Origin of the sequence: Flavobacterium luteum (genome assembly GCF_008806775.1) — a bacterium.
In the GTDB taxonomy this organism is placed as follows: Bacteria; Bacteroidota; Bacteroidia; order Flavobacteriales; family Flavobacteriaceae; genus Flavobacterium; species Flavobacterium luteum.
Genome location: NZ_WAEM01000002.1, coordinates 525,078 through 542,441 on the forward strand (window position 1 = coordinate 525,078; position 17,364 = coordinate 542,441).

Below are 17,364 nucleotides of genomic sequence, written 5' to 3' on the forward strand. Positions count from 1 at the left end.
TTTTTATTAAAACCAGCAAAAGAAAAAAGTTGAGTATCCTATAAATGCATGACTTTGAACTCAATATTTGCCCTTTACGTCTTAATTAACATTTAGATATTCAAATATTAGTTAAATTCGCAGAAACCTTCAACTTGATGAAAAAATTAATGCTTTTTTATTTACTGCTTTCTTTTACATTAATCTATGCTCAAGATTCTGAGAATGATTTTGATGCTATTGTAAAAAATGAGAGAAAATCGGCGCTAAAAAGAATGTCTTTTGTTACCAATCCCAATACTGAAAATTACGATATTGTATACCATCGCTTGCGCTTAAAAGTGGATCCTTCTGTCCAATATATTGATGGCGAAGTCACTACAAAATATATTGCCAAACAAAATCTAAATTCAGTAACATTTGATTTGGCCAATGAATTAGTTGTAAGCAGCGTTAAACAAAGAAATGCTACTTTAACTTTTACAAGAAGTGGCAATAATGAATTAATCATTAATTTGCCCCTACAACAAAATGAAAATGTTCTTGACTCTGTGAGCATTACCTATTCTGGAATGCCTCCTACCTCTGGATTTGGTTCGTTTATTACCAGCCAACACAACTCAACTCCTGTTTTATGGACATTATCCGAACCATTTGGCGCTTTAGAATGGTGGCCTTGCAAACAAGATTTAAATGATAAAGTAGATAGTATTGATGTTTTTATTACCGCTCCATCGAGCTATGTTTCCGTTTCGAATGGTGTAGAGCAATCCCAAAAAAACAACACTGACGGAACCAAAACGACTCGTTTTCATCATGGCTATCCAATTCCTGCTTATCTTATTGCTATTGCTGTAACTAATTATAGCATCTATACCCAACAAGCGGGAAAAGTTCCGAATCAGTTTCCAATAGTTAATTATTTGTATCCAGAAGCCTTAAATGCTAATTTAACGAATTTAGATCAAACGCCTCTACTTATAGACTTTTTCGAATCGATTGTTACTCCGTATCCTTTTAGAAAGGAGAAATACGGTCACGCGCAATTTGGTTGGGGAGGCGGAATGGAACATACTACCGTATCATTCATGGTTAGCTTTGGAAGAAGTTTAATTGCTCACGAGTTAGCGCATCAATGGTTTGGCGATAAAGTAACTTGTGGCTCTTGGAATGACATTTGGTTGAACGAAGGATTCGCTACTTATTTGGCTTCATTGTCCATAGAACATTTTGATGGTGAAGCAGCATTTATTTCTGACAAAAGCAACATGATAAATAGCATTACTGCTGTTAATTACGGTTCGGTTTATTTAACTAATGATGAAGCTACTGACGTGAATCGAATATTTAGCAGTCGATTAAGCTATCAGAAAGGGGCTATGGTTTTGAACATGCTCCGATTAAAATTAGGCACGACCAATTTCTATCAAGCATTAAAAAATTATTTAAACGATCCTGATTTGGCTTATGGATATGCCAAAACTCCTGATTTAAAAAGGCATCTTGAAGCAGTTTCAGGAATAAATTTAACGGAGTTTTTTAACGATTGGGTATACAATCAAGGGTATCCTTCCTATTCTATTAGTTCGAAAAATCTTGCGCCAGGAAAGGCTGAAATTACAATCAATCAAACACAATCGCATCCTTCGGTTTCTTTTTTTGAAATGAATGTTCCAATTCGAATAATTGGTGCAAATGGAGAACAAAAAGATGTAATTTTAGATCACAAAACCAATGGGCAGGTATTTGTTGTTGATGTTCCTTTTACGGTTACTGAAGTACAATTTGACCCTAAAAAGGAGCTTATTTCGAGAAACAATACTGCTAATTTAAAAACTGGTTCTTTTGATTTAAAAAACGATATCACTTTATATCCAAATCCTGCAATGAATCAACTCACATTAAGCTTGCCTCAAGGAATTACTATTAATAAAACCACTATTTATAATAATTTAGGACAAAAAGTAATGGAATCGACCTCTGAAACAAATTGGGATATTTCTTCTTTAGCAACAGGCGTTTATTATTTTAATACTATTACTAATTTAGGAATGCAACAACTGAGTTTCATCAAAAATTAGATGAAAATCATGCAATTGCTTCGTCTGTTCGTCCCGATAATTATCAAAGTTATCAGGTCAAATGTGCAAGACCCATAAAATCTCTGAAATCTTATTTACTAACACAAAAATCTGAAAATTAATTCATTCAACGCTTACTAATTGTTATAGGGATGACGTAGCACTTTTTGAAACAAATTACCCTTTGTTCTACACCCATCACTCCCTCACAAACTTCCCGTTCCAATCGCCTTTATCCGTTTTTAAAACTAAAATATAAATGCCTTTTTTTAACGCACTTACATCTATGTTTTGGTGTTTTTTGATGTTGTCTATAACCGTTTGACCCAGTATATTGATAATGGTAATTTTCTGAATAGTATACTTTTCGTTTTCAGGTAAATGTATAGCTATACTGTTTTTGGTTGGGTTTGGATACAATGCAATAGCGTTTTTATCGGCTACAATTGGATCAATCCCCAAACAATCTACATTTAGGTTCAGAGCCATGGTGGTGGTAATGCCGCACTCGTTAGTCATGGTGCACGTATAAACACCAGTATCTGATGCTAACGCATTGTTTATCGTTAAAACCCCTGTAGTTTGCAATGGTACAACAACCTCATTTTTTTTCCAGACATAAGTAGCCGCATTGGTGTTTTGCACATCAAAGGTAAAGGCGTCCCCTACACAAGGATTAAAGGTGTTAGTAGTAAACTCATGGTAGGACGGCTTACGGCATATTTCGATGAGGTTTTCAGGACTCAAAAGTTTGCGGATACCAGAGCGGTCATTATCAGAATAATCATAATAAAGCGATTTTGCTGTATTGGTAGTGGCATCATACTTAAATATGCCCGAATCTCGGGTTACAGTACCCATAAAATCACCGTTACTGGTTCTCATTAACGAGGTTGGGTATTGTAAAGGACCACTGCTATTTTCGGGACAACTAGTAAAATTTTGTTTTACTTCTAGCACATTAGTGGCAGGGGTATATTCAAACAGGGTACCATAATTAGTCGCTGCTGGGTTGCTGCACCCTTGTGGTGGTACTCCACTTTCATGACACACACCATATAGTTTGCCGTTATCGCCTTTTACTAAATTCGTAGGATGACCACCTGTGGTAAGTCCCTCAAAATCTATTTTTTTTGTAAAAACATTGGTAGTAATATCAAACTCGAATAATGTTCCTGCTGGAGGGGAACCAGCACTTCCATAAATCCCACCGTTGTTAGTTACACCCATCAATTTGCCTGGCGTTACCTCAATTAATTGACCCACGGGAGCAGCCCCAAAAACATCTGCATTGCACCCAAATTGAAACACAATACTCCATTTGTTTGTAGTGGTATTGATCTTGAAGATTACTCCTAGGGTGGTTTTATCAAGAGGGGTCTGGCAATATCTATAAGACGCAGTACCATATAGGTTTCCATCGGAGGCTTTCATTAACTCGCTGTTAAAACTAAAACCGGCATCCAATTTACCACCCAATATTGTAGTGGTTTCTGTGGCTATATCATATTTATAAATATATTGATTAGTTGCCCCATAGAGTTGTCCTGGCACAGGCTCTATAACTCCAATGCGGGGAAATACTGCATTAACTGCAATGCCAAATTCAAAATACTTAACCACCCTGTATTTGTCTAAAACCAAGTCGTATTCAAACAAAACTCCACCTGTTGTATCGGAGCCTTGAGGTCCCAAGTTACCCCCAAGTTGAGTAGTACCATACAGCTTCCCGTTACTAGCAAGAAACAATTTTCCCTCTGGTTCATAACCGTGTATGGAGTCGAACTCGTGCATCAGCATAGGGTTTAAACCATTTATATCATATTTAGCGATGGTGCCGTAAGTGCCATAGTATTTTTTGCTACTCGCATTTACACTCCACAATTCTTTTTGGGCATAACTCGTTACTAGGGTGAATAAAGTGAGTAGTATAAGGATTTTTTTCATAATTTTTGTTGTGTAAATAGATAATAGACGGATAGATGATAAACTAAATGTTGATACCAAGTAAAATACGCTGTTTTTATTTCTACTTATATTCTCGTTACTTTACTAAATTTCGGTTAATTTGATAATTAAAAAGAGTATCCTCACAACTGCCACTAATGGTTAAGGTTAATAATCCAAGGTTATTGTTACCATTTGCCACTTTCGTTGTGGTAACCGTTAACTTAGTACTCTCTGAAGCCGAACTGGTGCTAAAAGTCCAACCGGTGTTGGGTGCTGTCCAAGTATAGGTAAATCCTGAAGGAGGATTAGGATACGTTATTGTAAAGGTATTTTGCCCTGTAGGCAAGCATGCTGCCGGTGCTAAAGGAGCATTTAAAGTAGCAAGTGTTGTTAGCGTAGTTGATATAAATTCTGGTGCTAAAGGAGCTCCTACAAGACTTTTTGTAACACAGGTAGAGTGAGAGCCCGGAGGAAAAGCGACCGTAGATACCCCTCCATCTGCGGTATTAGGATTTAACCTGCCATAGCAACATTGTAGGGTAATAGGAGTAACTAAATCTCCTGTTGTAAAAGTAATCGAGCTAGTGTCTGCTGAAACGTAGAAGCTTGATGATGAAATAATACTATTAGGTATACCACTCCAATAATAGCTGTCAAACCCTATGGCATCATTAGCATTGTCACTCACAATTTGATCTACAGAGTAAGTGTATTGCGTGTTTGGTTTTAAGCAGGTAGGGCCTACAATTATAGGTAATGCTGTAGTGAAGGTTTTAAAAACATCAAAAGTTATAGAGCTGCCAGAACCGCTTTGGTTATAAATTATTTCAACCTGGCCTTTGCTACGAGCATAACTAGAGTTGGTTTGTTCAGTAGAGGTTGGTCGGTATTTTTTATTATAGGTAATAATGTTTGCTGTTAAGCCATCAGCAGGCTGTGTAGGGCTGTTATAATTGTCAGGAGTTGTTGTACTGTTAGAAAGATCACCTTTCAGAGTCCAACTAGGAGTAGTAGCCCCCGCTGGCGGATTAAAAGTAAACGTACCGCCACCACCAGGGTCTGGCATGGCCACCATACCGCCATCACCTACTTTACCAGTTGGGCCTGTACCGAGTACACCGCCTATTCCTGCTACTACAACGGTACATCCCTCAGGTACGGATACGGTTTGAGCATGACTGGCGGTCATGACTAATACTAAAACTGCCAAGGCGAGTTGTGTGTTCTTGAAAAATTGTTTTATGTTTATCATGTTTGTTTTTTATAAATTGTTAAAGAAACTAAAATAAGCGTTTAAGAAGAGCTATTTAGATTTACGGGAGTTTGTTGCTTCGTTTCCCACTGTGAGTTTCTTTAACCTTCTAAAAAAAAAGGGGGGGGGGTAAATCTCATATAGCAATTTGTATTTGAGCATGTTATAAACATTTGAAATCAAAGTTATAAAAAAAATCGTGTTAAAATTATTTTTTTTATTAACAAATTGTAATTTTTAGGAAAGTTTTAAAATAGCTGTGAATCAGTAGTAAAAGATGAAGTGTGTAGATAACCGTTGGCGAAAATTTTCGAAAAAAATCACGCAATTGCTTTAATTCTTGAAACCATAAAAGCAATTAGAATTCCAAAAATGCCTATAAAGGCAAATGAATATCGCAAACCAAACCATTCGGCTATATAGCCAATAACGGGTGGCCCCATTAAAAAACCTAAAAAACTCACGCTTGATACTATAGTAAGTGCTTCGCCTGGAGGTACCGAAGGATTTTTACCCGCTAGGCTATAAACAGTAGGCACAATAGCTGAAACGCCTAGTCCAACAACCATAAAGGACAATGTACATGGAACAATATATGGAAAAATCACAGCAATAAATAAACCTGTTGAAATCATTACACCACTGATTTGAATCACTAATTTTCTTCCAAATTTATGAATGAATACATCTCCTAAAAATCGTCCGCTAGCCATCATAATCATATAGGAAGCATACCCTAAAACCACCAATGATCCTTGAACTTTAACTACATCTTTAAAATATATACCACTCCAATCAAACATTACTCCTTCGCTGGCCATGCAACAAAATCCTATTACACCCAGCCAAATAAGATTTTTATCTGGTTTTGAGAAAAACTTTTTACTTTCAGGCTTGATTTTATCTTTAGTACGAATCAGAAAACGATAGTTAAAAGCAATTAAAAGTAAGGCAATTGCCGCAACTATTAAAAAATGGATATAAGGCGATAAACCTAATGCTATCATTCCTAATCCAAGAATTGCTCCTGAAAACCCTGAAATACTCCATGCTCCGTGAAAAGAACCCATAATAGTTCTTTTAAAAAGCAATTCAGTATATACTCCCTGCGTATTTACTGCTATGTTAGAAAGATTAGCAAACATTCCAAACAAGAATAACCCTAAAGCGAGATGCCAAGGCTGGGTTGCTAAACCAATATTTGTTAGACTAAAAACATATAGCAATAGTGAAAAAATTAAAACCTTATAGCTACTAAATCGAGTGACTAATTTACCTGAAAAAGGCATCACAATTAACTGTCCCAATGGCAAAGCAAAGAGAATGGTTCCTAAATCACCGTCTGTTAAATGAAGTGCCGTTTTTAAATCTGGAATTCTACTGGCCCATGAAGCAAAAGTCAAGCCCATTGCGCAATAAAATAGAGATACCGCCCATCGAATCCGATTCAAATAAGAAGCCTTTGCGTTTTTAAAGCTCTTCTCGTATCTGGTTTTGGTCATGAAACGAGTACTACTATTTAATTCTATCAAATCAGATTAGTTTAAAATTTTGGTTGTTCAAAAAACACATAAAGTAAATCATCTCTCTTTTTCAAGTGTTTTATCTTACAAAGAAACAACTTTTTTTTCTGCATTACTTAGGATAGCCGCATCAATAATACGCATTACTTTTATTCCTTCTTCAGCGGTTACCGGTTCTGGTTTATTGTAAACTATTGAATGATACATTGCATCAAAAAAATCATAATAATTTCCTGATTGTGTTGGTACTTTTTCCCGAATAACTACTCCCTCTTTTTCGGTATGCAAAATGCCTTCATTTTCCTTGGCTTCATTTCCCCAATGGCTCGTGTTAGGCTTTAATCCGGCTTTTAGATGGTCTTCTTGAACATCGCCTCTTGGTTTTAAAAACGAACCTTTTTTGCCATGAAGCACATAGGACGGAATAGCTTCTCGAACAAAGAATCCCGCTTTTAATCGAGCACTGAAATTAGAATAATACAATGTAATATCTATCCAATCATCGACCACAGAATGCTCGCGTGTTATCCTAATATCAGCAAAAACCGCTTGGGGAAATCCAAACAAATGCAATGCTTGGTCTATAATATGTGGGCCTAAATCTTTTAAAACACCTGCTCCAGCATTGGGGGTTTCTTTATGCGTTTTTGGACTTAAAATCGGATTGTATCGGTCAAAATGAAACTCAGCTTCTACAATATCACCTAAAATTCCTTGATTGTAAACGGCTTTTACCGTTTTAAAATCGCTGTCCCACCTCCTGTTCTGAAAAACAGCTAATTTTAATCCTCTTGCTTTTGCTAAAACATTCAATTCCTGCGCTTCTACAGCATTGGTTGTAAATGCTTTTTCAACCAAAACATGTTTGCCTGCTAGCAATGCTTTCTTAGTATATTCAAAATGAGTATTGACTGGCGTGTTAACAATTATCAAATCAATATCATCTTCTAATAACCTATCTAGAGAAGAATAACTTTTGGCATAAGGATAATCCTGTTGTATTTTTAGTCGATTCCTTTCCCAAGCTCCAATCAATTCAAATCCAGAATGAAGGTTCAAAAAAGGTGAATGAAAAACTTTTCCAGACATTCCGTAAGAAAGCAATGCCGTTTTTATTTGCTGCATTTTATTAGAATATTTTTTAAATAAAAGTCAAATTTACATATTTAACAAACATTTAAAACCATACCGAAATATTATACTGCAATAAATAAATAGAAAACCTTACTTTTGTGCGTTATTTAAAATCTGAAAATTAAAAAATGGAAATAGTTATCAAGTTATCTCAATTTTTATTGAGTTTATCATTACTTATTATATTGCATGAATTAGGTCATTTTATTCCTGCTAAACTATTTAAAACTAGAGTTGAAAAATTTTACTTGTTCTTTGATATTAAATTTTCTTTACTAAAAAAGAAAATCGGAGAAACGGAATACGGAATTGGTTGGCTACCCCTAGGTGGATATGTAAAAATATCTGGAATGATAGACGAAAGTATGGACAAAGAGCAAATGGCATTACCGCCTCAACCGTGGGAATTTCGTTCTAAACCAGCTTGGCAGCGATTAATTATAATGTTAGGAGGGGTTACGGTAAATTTTATTTTAGCTTTCATTATTTATATAGGAATGACCTTTACTTACGGCGATTTTTACATTAATAATTCAGAGGTTAAAGACGGTGTTTGGGTTTCTAATCCAGTTGTGGAACAAATTGGTATAAAAACAGGCGACAAAATTATTGCTGTTGATGGAGTTAAAATTGATAAATTTGATCAAATTAATGAAAAAATACTTTTAGGAAAAGAAGTAACAGTTGAACGAAATGGGGCTATTCAAAAAATTGCATTACCTATTGATTTTATAGATAAATTGATGCAAGGCGGAAAAATATCAATTGTTGATTTAAGAGTTCCATTTGTAATTACGGGTGCTGAAGATAATTCTCCAAATAAAAAAACGGTACAGCCAAAAGACATCGTTACCAGTTTTAACGGAACCCCTGTAAAATATGCGGATGAATTATTTGCATTGATAAAAAATGTAAAAGGCAAAACGGTTCCAGCTTTAATCAAAAGAGATGACAAAGAAATTGCGGTTTCCTTAATTGTTAGTGATAGCAGCAAAATGGGAATAGGATATGCCGGTAGATTGCCTTATGATAATTTAGAAAAATTAGGTTTATATCATGTTAGCAAGCAAGAATATGGTTTCTTCGAATCTTTTCCAATTGGTTTAGAAAAAGGAAAAAATCAACTTATAGGATATGGAAAACAATTGAAAATGATTTTTAATCCAAGTACAGGAGCCTATAAAGGTGTTGGTGGATTTGCTGCTATTTTTAATATTTTTCCAAATACTTGGAGTTGGGAAGTTTTTTGGAGCATCACGGCTTTGCTATCAATTATGCTTGGTGTAATGAATTTATTGCCTATTCCAGCTCTAGATGGTGGTCATGTTATGTTTTTATTATACGAAATGATTACTGGCAAAAAGCCAAGCGATAAGTTTATGGAAAATGCGCAGATGGTTGGTTTTGTATTGCTTATAAGCCTTCTTCTGTTTGCAAACGGAAATGATATTTATAAAGCAATCGTAGGTAAATAATTTTTTTTAAATTTTAATTGATTTTTGTTTGCTAAAAATAAAAATCTCATTATATTTGCACCGCTTTAAAAGTGAAATACACTTTCCTTCTTAGCTCAGTTGGTTAGAGCATCTGACTGTTAATCAGAGGGTCCTTGGTTCGAGCCCAAGAGAGGGAGCTACTAAAGAAAAGCCTTTACAGAAATGTAAGGGCTTTTTTGTTTTTTTGGTCGAATAATTATTTTTCTTATTTTAGTAGAATGGAAGTAATACTCCATCTAGAATGTAGAATTTAGCATTATTATTGACTGCATATATTAATCAAAACCACAATCAACACCTGTTTTTATTCGATTTTTTAATACTAACAAAAATAATTTCGAAAAAATTTAACGCTTGATTAAACCTTTTTAAAAGATAAAAGTCATAAGGAGATATTTTAAAAATAATTTCTATGCACAATTTGTTTTTTAAAGGTTCAATTACATCCTTTTACAAATCAGGACTTATACTATTTTTTATTACTAATTGTATAAGCATAACCGCTCAAGAAAAGTTCATTATTTTAGGAAGACCTACCGATACTTCTATAACAGCAAGTATATTATTTGAAGTTGCAACGGAATATTATATCGAGTATGGAACTGTTTCTGGGGTTTATTCATTGGTTACAAACAGCTTTACAAATACCCCAAAAACTCCCGACGAAATTGACCTTATCAATTTAGCACCAAACACAAAATATTTTTACAGATTAGTTTATAAAAACGGTGGTTCTGCAAATTATAATACGACTCCAGAATATAATTTTCAAACTCAGCGTGCTCCTGGAAGTTCTTTTACATTTACCATTGAATCAGACGAACATCTTTATGATAAGAAAGGAATTGTATCGATGTACCAAGTTACTTTGGCCAATCAAGAAGCAGACAAACCTGATTTTATGTTGTCTTTAGGGGATATTTTTGGAGATGACCACACTCCAACCACCACCACAAGTGCCGATATGGATGCATTACACAAAGATTACAGGCAATATTTAGGTCAAATTTGTCATTCCATTCCGTTTTATGTTTGCCTTGGTAATCACGAAGGAGAAAACGATTATTATCTTAATCAAAATCCTCCATTTAACATAGGGGTTTGGGGAACGCAATGGCGAAAATTTTATTATCCAAATCCGTTCCCAAATGCCTTTTATACCGGAAATACAACGGTAGAATCTTACGGAATTAATACTCCTGAAAATTATTTTTCTTGGACTTGGGGCGATGCTCTTTTTGTGGTTTTAGATGTTTATAGAACCGAAATTGCTCCGGGAGCAACACCAGCAGATCCCGCAAAACCAACAAACTGGGATTGGACATTGGGACAAACACAATACAATTGGATGCGTAACGTATTAGAAAACAGTAGTGCCAAACATAAATTTGTCTTTGCACACCATACTCGGGGTCAAGGTAGAGGAGGAATTGCTACTGCTACTCAATTTGAATGGGGAGGAATAGACGGAAATCAATACAAATTTGATCAATACCGACCAGGTTGGGGAAAACCAATTCATCAGGTTTTTGTAGATACTGGTGTAGATGTTTTCTTTCAAGGACACGATCATTTGTTTGCTAAAGAAGAACTTAATGGCGTCGTTTATCAAGAAGTACCCATGCCAAGCGATATAAGTTACAATATTGGTTATACTGCAAATGCAGGAGCTTATCCAAACGGAAATGCAATGAATGGAACGGGTCATATTAGAGTCAATGTAACTCCAAGTTGTGTAAAAGTAGATTATGTAAAAGCTTATATGCCTGCAGATGCCACTATTGCGCATCCAAATGGTGAAGTAGCTTTTAGTTATACTATTGGAACTTGTAATTTAGGAGTTAATAGTTCAAAGCAAGATGAAATCATTAAAACATATCCAAACCCAGCAAATGAAAATTTACATATTGAATTTGCGGATACCACAACAAATAGAAGAGGTGTTTTGATTAATACTCTAGGCAAAACTGTTTTAGAATTTGACTCAAATAACATCAACACTGTTAATATACCTGATGGGATTTACTTTTTGAAATTAGATTCTATTAAAAACGCTACTCAAAAAATCATTATTAAGCACTAATTCCAGTAAGATGAAAAAAAATCTATTCTTAATTTTTATATTGATTTCAGGTTTATTTGAAATTAATGCACAAAATTGTACACAAGCAGAAATTTTAGGTCGTCCAACCAATAATAGCATCACCGTTCAAGCATTTTTTGATGCTCCGGTAGAAGTTTGCATACAATATGGCGTAATTTCTGGAAATTATCCAAACCAAACCGCTTGGCAAGTCTTTGCAGCCAATGAACCTGCAGAAGTCATCGTTACAAATCTGCAAGCAGATACCAAATATTATTATAGAATGTGTTACCGCCAGCCTAGCGCCGCAAGTTTTATAACAAGAGCAGAGCATACTTTTCATACGCAACGAGCTGTAGGAAGCAGTTTTTCATTTGTGGTGCAAGCTGATCCGCATATGGACGAACAGAGTTCAATAGCGGTTTATGAACGATGTTTACAAAATCAGCTAGAAGACAATCCTGATTTTATGATTGATTTGGGCGATTTTTTAATGACGGATAAATTAAAAAACCTAACAACCAATAAAATTCCAAAAGATACTATTCCATATCGTTGCAAATTGTTGCGGTCTAAATATGAGATTTCCTCTCATTCCGTTCCGTTGTTTATTGCCTTAGGAAATCACGAAGGAGAATCCGGTTGGAATTTGAATGGAACTGCCGAAAACATTGCCGTTTGGGATTCAAATGAACGAAAAAAATATTTTATGAATCCAGCTCCAGATAGTTTTTATACCGGTGATTTGACTAACCATAATTTTATCGGTCAACGCGAAAATTACTATGCTTGGCAATGGGGTGATGCCTTATTTATTGTCATTGACCCTTATTGGTACACTTCTCTCAAACCTAACGCTACCACAGGATGGCGATGGACTTTGGGTTTAACCCAGTACAATTGGCTTAAAACAACATTGGAAAACAGCACAGCCAAATTTAAATTTGTTTTTTCCCATCAAATAATTGGAGGTGATCCTGACGGTCGCGGTGGCGTAGAATTTGCCGATTTATACGAATGGGGCGGTAAAAACCTAGACGGAACAGATGGTTTTTCAGCCAATAGACCCGGATGGTACACTCCCATCAATGACCTTTTGACAGAAAATAAAGTGACAATCTTCTTCCACGGTCACGATCATTTTTTTGGAAAACAGGAAAAAGACTGTTTGATTTACCAAGAAACACCTCAGCCAAGTCATCCCAACTTTACAAGCGCAAATTATGCAGCAACTTATGGGTATTTGGAAGGAACAATATTACCCAATTCTGGACATATTCGGGTAACAGTTGGGCCTTCTGGAGTTCAAACAGACTATGTTCGAACGTATCTGCCCGCAACCGAAACTGCGACACGACATAATAAAGATGTTTCCTCCAGTTATTTTATTGGAACTAACAATTGTTATAATTTAGGCACCAATTTTCCTGTAATTTGGAATAGTAATTATGCTGATGAAATTGTGTATCCAAATCCTTTTTCAAAAGAAACTACAATTGAATTTTTAATGGAAAAACCTGAAAAATTGAATCTATCAATATACAATCAGCTGGGGCAAAATGTAAGGCAGCTCATTAATGGAAATGTTGTCAATGAAGGCAAACAACAAATTATTTGGGACGGAAAAGATGACTCAGGAAACGATCTTGCCGATGGTGTTTATATTTATAAAATTAAAACAGAATCGAAAGAATTAAAATCTGGAAAAATGATTCTTAAAAGATAATTTCTATAACCATAAACCTTTGACAAAATGAAAAAATTACTGCTTATTTTACTTTGTGTTTTTAGCAATTATACCTTTTCGCACACGATCAATTATGACAAAGTAGTGTTGCGCCATTGGACATTAGTAAAAGAACATCAGTTTGTGGATGGAAGTTTTTATATGCTCAAAAACGGAAATGTTTACATCGAAGAGGCTAATGACAAAATTGTTCACTTTCCGATTTCCTCTTTTTCTAAAGAAGACCAAACATTCGCTACAAAAAAAGACCAATGGGTTAAAAATTTAAATAATGATTTTGTAGCAAAAAACACAACATCTCAAGCAGAAATTCAATCAACTTGGAACAAAAAGTTGTGGATCATTGCCCTTTTTATAGTTTTACTTGGTGTTTCCGTTTTCGCTCATACCGACAAAGAGAAAATAAAATATTTGATTCCAATAATTTCGGTTGGTGGCCTTATGGTTTTGTACGGTTTTGCAAAAAAAACAACAACCACCGACCCCGCTTTTGTAAACTCGGCATTTGCACCTTTCAAATCGACCGTTAGCACATCTTACGATGCAACTTATTTCTATGTAAATTCTAAAGGCGTGCCCAATCACACCATGATGGTAGGAATAGCAAGTGGTGGTTGGCAACAACAAGTGCCTATCCCGCAATGCTATCTAAGTTCTTTTATCAATAAATCCGGCAATCAAAACGCTTGGAGTATTCCACTAAACCCCGTAATAGCAGCAACTCCTGTACCAGTAAATAAAGACCATTTTGGTATTGGCGCTATTGCTATTGCTGCAAATGGAGTGGCAATTTTTAACCTTTATACTACATCTGGACAAGATTCTTATGCTACAGGACAATTGGATAATTTTGGAGGCCATTGTGGCAAAGGTGATGATTATCATTATCATACTGCTCCTTTGCATCTGATTTCATCTGGACAAACAACTGCAAACTTACCTATTGCTTTTGGTTTAGACGGATTTGCTGTTTATGGAAGTTTGGAACCCGACGGCTCAGCAATGGCAAACCTTGATGCTAATCACGGTCATAACGGGACCAATGGTGTTTATCACTATCACGGAACTCAAAACTCAAATGGGAGCAATCCTCTTATGATTGTCAATATGGTAGGTGAAGTTACAGAAGATGCTAATAAACAACTTATACCTCAACCGCAAGCAAGTCCATTGAGAGGTGGAAATTTAACGCCCTTGGCAGGAGCTTTAATCACCTCTTGTGTGCCGAACACAAACAATAATGGTTATAATTTAGCTTATAGCTTAAACGGTGTGCCGGGTTATGCCACTAATTTTAGCTGGAACGGAACCACCTATACATTTGACTATGTTACGCCAACTGGAACAACAACCACAAATTACAAAGGCTTTTCGCAATGTACAGTTCCAAATTTGACTGTATCTGATTTTACAATTAGCGATAAAAACATTTCCATTTATCCAAATCCAGCTGATGATATATTAAATGTTAAGTTGAACTTCGGTATTTCAGAAGGCGATGTTCAATCCATTTCGATTTACGGAATAAAAGGCGAATTGATATCGAAAATAGTGCATTACAAACCAACAATTGATATAAAAAAGCTTCCTTCAGGCGTGTATTTTGTTAAAATTCAGTTTCCAAATTATCTGATAACTAAAAAAGTTTTGGTTAATTAATAGAACATTTTTATGATAAAACTTCTCTTCTTTTTGCTGGTTTTACCATTAGTATCGATAGCACAATATTCCGGTTCAGCTTCGGTTACGCGCGGTTTGGCAACTACAACAACTTCTAATCTATACAGTTGTACTGGAGGAAGAATCGCTGCCGTTGGAACCATCACCGCCACTGATAATTCAGTTTGGACTGTTCCATCAGTTGTCAATTATACTAATGCCTCATTTCCATTTGCTTCTAATTTATATAACGATTGTGATGGAGCAACTTATGCCAATTCTGTTGCAGCGATAGCGGCTTTGAATGGTTCTGATATTGTAACTATTGATGCTGGTGGCGAAGTGATTACAGCTTATGTTTTTGCAGACAATTATTTTGAAATGTATATTAATGGAATACCCGTTGGCAAAGACAACGTTCCTTTTACAACATTCAATTCCAGTATTGTCCGTTTTAGAGTTAATCGTCCTTTTACTATCGCAATGCTTCTTGTAGATTGGGAAGAACGTTTAGGTGTTGGTGGGGAAACCAACGGTGGTTTTAACTATCATTGTGGAGATGGTGGAATGGTGGCGGTTTTCAAAGACACCAGCAACAATATCATCGCTAAAACCGGAAGTGACTGGAAAGCACAAACTTTTTACACATCACCAATCAAAGATTTAACTTGTCCTTCTGAAAATGGAACTGCCCGACTTTCTTCTGCTTGTAGCACCACAGATTCTAATGCTGGAACTACTTATTATGGATTGCATTGGGCGAGGCCATCGAATTGGACTAGTGCATCTTTTGATGATGCTTCTTGGCCAACGGCTTCAACTTATACAAACGCCACAATTGGGGTGGATAATAAACCCGCTTATACTAATTTTACGAATATTTTTGACGATGTTGCCAATGATGCCCAATTTATTTGGAGTAAAAATGTAATATTGGACAATGAAGTAATTGTGAGGAAAACAGTTGGAAGTTTGTCCGTTTCGGACAATGATATTTTTAATAATAAGGTGTCTATTTATCCAAATCCTGCCAAGACTGAATTTCATTTATCAATTGACAAATCGATTAATGGCATAAACAAAATTCAAATTTTTAATGTTTTGGGAGAAAAAGTATTTGAAACCAAAACGATATCGGAGACCATCAATTTTGGGCCTATTCCTTCAGGAACTTATTTTGTTAAAATATGTTCCAATCAAATTCAGATTACTAAAAAATTAATAGTAGAATAATTTTAGAATCTTATTTTAATGAAAAAAACACTTCTTTTCGGATTACTACTTTTCAATGTTGTTTTCGTTTTTGGACAAAGCATTTCAAAAACGATACAATTATTGCCCGATACAGGACAAACAATAAGTTATACCCCCACCTTTGGCGAGGACAATGACTATTTGATTAATACACCTTCCTACACGAATAATGGCGATGGAACAATTACAGATAATGTTTCGGGATTGATGTGGCAACAAGTGGATGGAGGAGAAATGACCATTGAAAATGCTAAAACCTATTGTGATAATTTGGTTTTGGGAGGGCATTCAGATTGGAGGTTGCCAGTTTCTATTGAGGCATTTAGCATTCTGAACCATCAAAATAACAATCCTGCAATGAACACCACCTATTTTCCTTCGAGCGGTGCGGAATATTGGTGGACCAGCGTTTTTGAATTGAATTCGACTACCAAAGTTTGGTGTACCAATGCGGGAGGCGGCATTGGAAATCATCCAAAAACAGAAACGATAAGTGCTGGAGGAACTAAAAAATTTCACGCTCGTGCTGTAAGAAATACAAATACACCACCAACACTTACCATCCATTTTACCGATAATGGCGATGGAACTATCACGGATAATTTAACCCAATTGATTTGGCAAAAAGTTCCCAATACTTCGGCTTTAACTTGGGAAAACGCTTTGAAATACGCCGAAGGACTTTCGTTAGGGAATTCAACCGATTGGCGTTTGCCAAACATCAAGGAATTACAATCTTTAAATAATGAATTGGCAACAAATCCGTCTGTTTTTTCTCCCTACTTTGGAAATTTGGGAGTTTATTTTTATTGGTCTTCTACTTCACTCCCCAATCAAACCACAAAGGCTTGGTATTGGAGTACACAATTTGGAATTACAACCTATGACACAAAAACAAATGCTAATTATGTAATTTGTGTTAGAGGAAATCCTACCTTGACAGTACAAAATGAAGCGGTGCATAATTCTATCAAGGTCTATCCAAATCCGGCTTCAAATTATATTGTAATCTCCTTTGTAGAAAATCCTGAAAGTCCTGTATTCGAATTTTCAAATTCCTTAGGTCAAATTGTTTTAAGGAAAGAAATGAAAGTAACGTCTAATGAATATCGATTAAATACGGAAAAACTTTCGAATGGATTTTATGTATTAACAGTGATTAATGGAAAAAAAAGAGATTCATTTAAAATAGTAATTACTAAATAA

At 35.5% G+C, this 17,364-nt stretch carries 11 protein-coding genes and 1 tRNA gene; 8 read left to right on the forward strand and 4 right to left on the reverse strand.

What is annotated here, in order from left to right; translation table 11 throughout:
* The first annotated feature begins 137 nt into the window (after positions 1-137).
* Complete coding sequence (locus F6464_RS06155) at positions 138-2,060, forward strand: M1 family aminopeptidase (RefSeq protein WP_151106924.1); 1,923 nt, start codon at positions 138-140, stop codon at positions 2,058-2,060.
* 198 nt (positions 2,061-2,258) lie between these two features.
* Here the strand turns inward: F6464_RS06155 and F6464_RS06160 are convergent, their stop codons facing one another.
* The 4 genes from F6464_RS06160 to F6464_RS06175 all read right to left on the reverse strand — a co-directional run bounded on the left by F6464_RS06160 (position 2,259) and on the right by F6464_RS06175 (position 7,910).
* A complete protein-coding gene (locus F6464_RS06160) occupies positions 2,259-4,007 on the reverse strand; it encodes a T9SS type A sorting domain-containing protein (RefSeq protein WP_151106925.1) in 1,749 nt (582 codons plus the stop codon).
* Positions 4,008-4,104: 97 nt separating this feature from the next.
* Positions 4,105-5,262: a hypothetical protein gene (locus F6464_RS06165; protein WP_151106926.1), complete on the reverse strand. Its 1,158-nt coding sequence runs from the start codon at positions 5,260-5,262 to the stop codon at positions 4,105-4,107.
* 320 nt (positions 5,263-5,582) lie between these two features.
* Positions 5,583-6,764: an MFS transporter gene (locus tag F6464_RS06170; protein ID WP_151107134.1), complete on the reverse strand. Its 1,182-nt coding sequence runs from the start codon at positions 6,762-6,764 to the stop codon at positions 5,583-5,585.
* A 105-nt stretch (positions 6,765-6,869) separates the two neighbouring features.
* Positions 6,870-7,910, reverse strand: coding sequence for a Gfo/Idh/MocA family oxidoreductase (locus F6464_RS06175; protein WP_151106927.1), 1,041 nt, complete (start codon positions 7,908-7,910; stop codon positions 6,870-6,872).
* A 137-nt stretch (positions 7,911-8,047) separates the two neighbouring features.
* Here F6464_RS06175 and rseP point away from each other — a divergent pair, with 137 nt between their 5' ends.
* From rseP to F6464_RS06210, 7 genes are all read left to right on the forward strand, one after another.
* Positions 8,048-9,394 carry an RIP metalloprotease RseP gene (gene rseP / locus F6464_RS06180; protein ID WP_151106928.1) on the forward strand — a complete coding sequence of 449 codons (1,347 nt, stop codon included), beginning with the start codon at positions 8,048-8,050 and terminating at the stop codon, positions 9,392-9,394.
* An 84-nt stretch (positions 9,395-9,478) separates the two neighbouring features.
* Positions 9,479-9,552 (forward strand) — tRNA-Asn (locus F6464_RS06185).
* A 275-nt stretch (positions 9,553-9,827) separates the two neighbouring features.
* Positions 9,828-11,498 (forward strand): T9SS type A sorting domain-containing protein, encoded by a 1,671-nt coding sequence (locus F6464_RS06190; RefSeq protein ID WP_151106929.1) that lies wholly within the window; start codon positions 9,828-9,830, stop codon positions 11,496-11,498.
* 10 nt (positions 11,499-11,508) lie between these two features.
* Entirely contained in the window at positions 11,509-13,224 is a 1,716-nt protein-coding gene (locus F6464_RS06195) for a metallophosphoesterase family protein (RefSeq protein WP_151106930.1), read from the forward strand.
* Positions 13,225-13,251: 27 nt separating this feature from the next.
* The gene (locus tag F6464_RS06200) at positions 13,252-14,904 is read left to right on the forward strand and encodes a YHYH protein (protein WP_151106931.1); all 1,653 of its coding nucleotides are present in this window, start codon (positions 13,252-13,254) and stop codon (positions 14,902-14,904) included.
* A 12-nt stretch (positions 14,905-14,916) separates the two neighbouring features.
* Positions 14,917-16,137 (forward strand): T9SS type A sorting domain-containing protein, encoded by a 1,221-nt coding sequence (locus F6464_RS06205; protein WP_191963329.1) that lies wholly within the window; start codon positions 14,917-14,919, stop codon positions 16,135-16,137.
* Positions 16,138-16,155: 18 nt separating this feature from the next.
* Entirely contained in the window at positions 16,156-17,364 is a 1,209-nt protein-coding gene (locus F6464_RS06210; RefSeq protein WP_151106932.1) for an Lcl domain-containing protein, read from the forward strand.